Origin of the sequence: Marinobacter sp. UBA2498 (assembly GCF_002341575.1) — a bacterium.
GTDB lineage: Bacteria > Pseudomonadota > Gammaproteobacteria > Pseudomonadales > Oleiphilaceae > Marinobacter > Marinobacter manganoxydans.
In genome coordinates this window covers 416-4614 of record NZ_DDOI01000079.1, presented here as the reverse complement: position 1 = coordinate 4614, position 4199 = coordinate 416, and the positions used below count along the sequence as shown (strand labels likewise).

General features: G+C 54.2%; 3 protein-coding genes. All 3 read right to left on the bottom strand.

From position 1 onward, the window contains the following. On the bottom strand, positions 1–597 hold a 597-nt coding region (locus B2W52_RS10640; RefSeq protein WP_286802952.1), incomplete at its 3' end, for a TAXI family TRAP transporter solute-binding subunit. Between the two features lie 185 nt (positions 598–782). Continuing rightward, positions 783–3167, bottom strand: coding sequence for an efflux RND transporter permease subunit (locus B2W52_RS10635; RefSeq protein ID WP_008170496.1), 2385 nt, complete (start codon positions 3165–3167; stop codon positions 783–785). 46 nt (positions 3168–3213) lie between these two features. Next, positions 3214–4199 (bottom strand): WD40/YVTN/BNR-like repeat-containing protein (locus B2W52_RS10630; protein WP_286802951.1); only part of this gene is annotated, 986 nt, incomplete at its 5' end.

Here is a 4199-nt window from a genome sequence, read left to right as displayed (position 1 = left end):
GTAGAAGAAGGCATCAATATTGCCATCACAAAGAGCCTGGGACTGCTCTGCAGCCTTGATTTCGGCAGCCAGAGAGAATTTGTCCAGTGTCCAGCCCATCTCATCCATCAGGACTTCAGCAGTGGCGCGCTGCCCTGAACCGGGGTTGCCGACAGATACCCGCTTGCCTTCCAGGTCTTCAAAGGTTTTGATGCCTGAGCCCTTGCTGGCAACAACAGTGAACGGTTCCGGATGCAGAGAAAAGACCGCGCGGAGATCTTTGTTAGCACCATCATCCTTGAACTGGCTGGTGCCATTGTAGGCATGGTACTGCCAGTCGGACTGGGCAACTGCCAGATCGAGCTCGCCTTGGCGGATGGCATTCAGGTTGTAGACGGAACCACCGGTACTCTCCACAGAGCAGCGAATACCGTGCTCTTTACGGTCCATGTTCACCAGACGACAGATAGCACCGCCAGCCGGATAATAAACGCCGGTTACACCGCCGGTGCCGATGGTCACGAAGCGCTGCTCCTGGGCGGAAACGGAGGTTGAAGCAGCGCCCAGGCTGACTGCGGCAGCGACAGCGAATGCGGAGGCTTTAAGTTTCAGTGTCATGTGAGTTCTTCCTTTTTTCTGTTCATTGTAATTCGGCGCCCGCTTCGGGAGCGGGCAAGACGTACGATCACCATAAAACATAGACCACTTCACACCATAAATAAAGTATGGATTAGCTCGCTAACCGGTTGACCAGACAACAAAAAAGCCCGCAAAGCGGGCTTTTTTGCAGGTCGGTGCGAATGTTATTTCGCAGCTCGAGCCTTGGCAAGCATCTGATCCGGCCGCAGCAGGAACCGGGCCAGGGCCGGCAACAGCCAGATGGCTCCAACCATGTTCCAGAGGAACATGAAGAACAGCAGGAAGCCCATGTCGGCCTGGAACTTGATTGGCGAGAATATCCAGGTGACAACACCCAGACCCAGAGTCACACCGGTAAACATAACCGCCTTTCCAGTGGAGCGCAGGGTCTCGTAGTAAGCCTCCTGAAGCGTTTTGCCTTCAAGCAGGTATTTCTCCAGCTTGCTGTAGATATAAATGCCGTAGTCGACACCTATACCGACACCCAGGGCAATAACCGGCAGGGTCGCCACTTTGATACCAATGCCGGATACCGCCATGATTGCCTCACAGAGGATCGAAGTCAGTCCCAGAGGTATCACGATACACAGCACAGCACGGATCGAACGGAAAGTCGCGAAGCACAGCAAACTCACCACACTGTAAACGAGGATCAGCATCTTATCCTTGGCGCCGGAGATAACCTCGTTAGTAGCGGCCTCGACACCGGCGTTACCCGCCGCTAGCAGGAACCTGTGCTCATCAGTGCTGTTGTTCCCGGCAAACTGTTCGACGCGCTCAACGACGGTTTCCAGAGTTTCTGCCTTGTGGTCCTCAAGGAAGACCAGTACTGGCGTCAGGCTGCAATCAGTGTTGATCAACCCGGCAGGCGCCTCACGAATGGACGCATTGATAATGGTCTGGTTGCGGGAGATCTCATACCACTTCCAGTTGCCCTCGTTCAGGGCTTTGGTCACCATCTTGGAAACATCTGCAAGTGATACCGAAGACTGAACGCCCGGCGTGTTCTGAAGCTCCCACTGCAGAGTATCCATGGCCCGCAGCACATTATACTGCGTGCACTGCTCTTCCGGCGTTTTGACCATCACCACCAATACATCCGCACTGGTCGAGTAATTATTGATGATGTAGGCATTGTCCTTGTTGTAGCGGGAGTCCGCACGAAGCTCAGGCGCACCCTGATCCAGGTCGCCAATCTTCAGGTCCTGCTTGTAATAAAGACCAAGACCGAGACCAATTACAGCAATCAACAACGAAATTGGCGCAACGCCCGGATGGGAGAAGTAGGACAAAACACGCCATTTCCGATCCTGTTTTTCGCCGTGATTCTGCACGTGACGAATACCCCCTTTGGAGATACCGACATAGGACATAATCAATACATGCAAAACCAGGTTGGTGAAGATCACGAACGCCACACCAATACCTGCGGCAACCGCCAGATCGCGGATTACATCGATCTCGATAAAGAACAGGGTCAGGAAACCAAAGGCATCCGAAATCAGAGCCAGCATGCCCGGAATGTAAAGAGCACGGAAAGCCAGGCGCGCAGCGGTCACCGCATCAAAGCCCTTGGCAGCTTCAACCGCCATGGCATTCACAATCTGAACGCCGTGACTGATACCAATCGCAAACACCAGGAATGGCACCAGCACCGAATAAGGGTCCAGCCCGTAGCCCAGCAGCCGAAGCGTACCCAACTGCAGGAACACCGCAATGATTGAGGTAAAGACAGGAACCAGGGTGCCGGCAATAGCCCGCGAGTACCAGAACAGAAGCAGCGTGGTCAGCAGAATGGTAATCCCTGCAAACCAGGCAATAGAACCAATCCCCTCAATCAGATCGCCGACCTTCTTGGCGAAACCGACTATATGAATCTTGATGTTCGGGTTCTGTTCTTCGTACTTTTCACGAATCTTTTCTTCAAGCTGACGGGAAAATTCGCCGTAGTCCAGAGCCTCACCGGTCTCCGGATTCTTCTCGTACAGCGGCGCGTAAACGATCGTTGATTGGAAGTTATCAGAGATCAGGCGCCCGACTTCGTTGGAACGAAGAACGTTCTGGCGAAGCTTCTCCAGACTGTCCCGGGAGCCGTCATAGCCGTCCGGTATGACAGTGCCACCCTGAAAACCCTGTTCGGTAACCTCAACCCAGCGGACATTCGACGTCCAGAGGGATTTGAGACCCGAACGATCCACGCCGTTGAGATAAAAAACCTCGTCGGTGATCTGCTTCAGGGTTTCCATGTACTCTTGGGTGAAAATATCGCCCTCTTCTACCTCGACGGCGATACGAACGAAGTTACCGAGGTTTTCAAGATCATCCCGGTGCTCAAGCATATTTACAATGTAGGGATGCTCAAGCGGAATCATTCGCTCGAAGCTGGCGTCCGGCTGGATCTTGACGGCGTTATACCCCAGAAACAGCGTCAACACGGCGAAGACGACAAGAATGATTGGCCGATTATTGAAGATCAGCCTTTCGAGAAAGGGTTCGGCCTTGGGCGTGGTCAGATAGTGCTCGCCCTTGTCATGCTTAGGGTTGGACATTCAAAAGCCCCTCTATTATTCGTTCGGTTGTTGCCACATCAGGGCGTTATTGAAGGTTTCTTCCACGGGCGTCTGTGATTTTTACGCCACCTTCGCCGACAATCAGCAGGTCTGTTCCTGAGATAGGCACCGCGCTCATGACACCTTCACGATCACTTCTGAAATGCTCGCGGAAGGTTTCGGCGCCATTGGTGCTCATCAGTACCGCACCACTATTACCTACCAGGGTGATACGACCATCTTCCGAAACGACGCCGTCGTTGAGCGTAGCCCCAGCTGAATTGGGGACCATCCGCCAGCTTCTGCCGAGGTCTGAAGAGAACAGCATGTTGCCACGAAGGCCGAAGGCGAGCATCTCGTTCACCTGGCCTGTACCGATGACACCGAACAGGGAGCCTTCATAAGGCGCCTCACGGCGCTCAAAGGTCTCACCACCGTCTACAGAGACATGTATCTGACCGGCTTCACCAACGACCACCAGTGCACCACCCGTGATCCGGGTAATGCCATTGAGATGGAAGTTCTGCCGGTTATCAATTCTTGGCGCCCAGTCTTTCCAGGTCTCACCACCGTCCATGGTGCGCAGGAACATACCGTAAGCGCCTACCACAAAACCGCGGTTCTCGTTTTCAAACCAGACATCCAGCAGCGGGTTAACTGGACCAATGTCCATATCCGCCTGAATGTTCTCGAGGGCAAAGTAAAGGTCGTCCAGTGCCCACTCGAGATCCTCTTTCTCTTCTTCGGGCGCTTCTTCGATGCGCTCCTCCATGGCGGCAATCTGCTCTTCCCGGCTCTCAATGGCCAGTTCCATGGCGCGGATACCGTCAATCTGAAGGTCCCAGGTGGCCCCGGCGTCGCTGGTATGGAGGACAACGCCGCTGTGGCCCACGGCCCAGCCATGGCTGTCGGAGCCAAAATCGATCCCTGTCAGGGTCACAGAAACAGGTACCTCACCCTGAACCCAGGTTTTCCCCTCATCATCCGAGTAGATGATATGGCCGCGTTCTCCCACGGCCACAATGCGATCCC

Bases quoted from the DNA above. Each gene is read 5' to 3' on its own strand.
- B2W52_RS10635 (WP_008170496.1), bottom strand. From the start codon at position 3,167: ATGTCCAACCCTAAGCATGACAAGGGCGAGCACTATCTGACCACGCCC.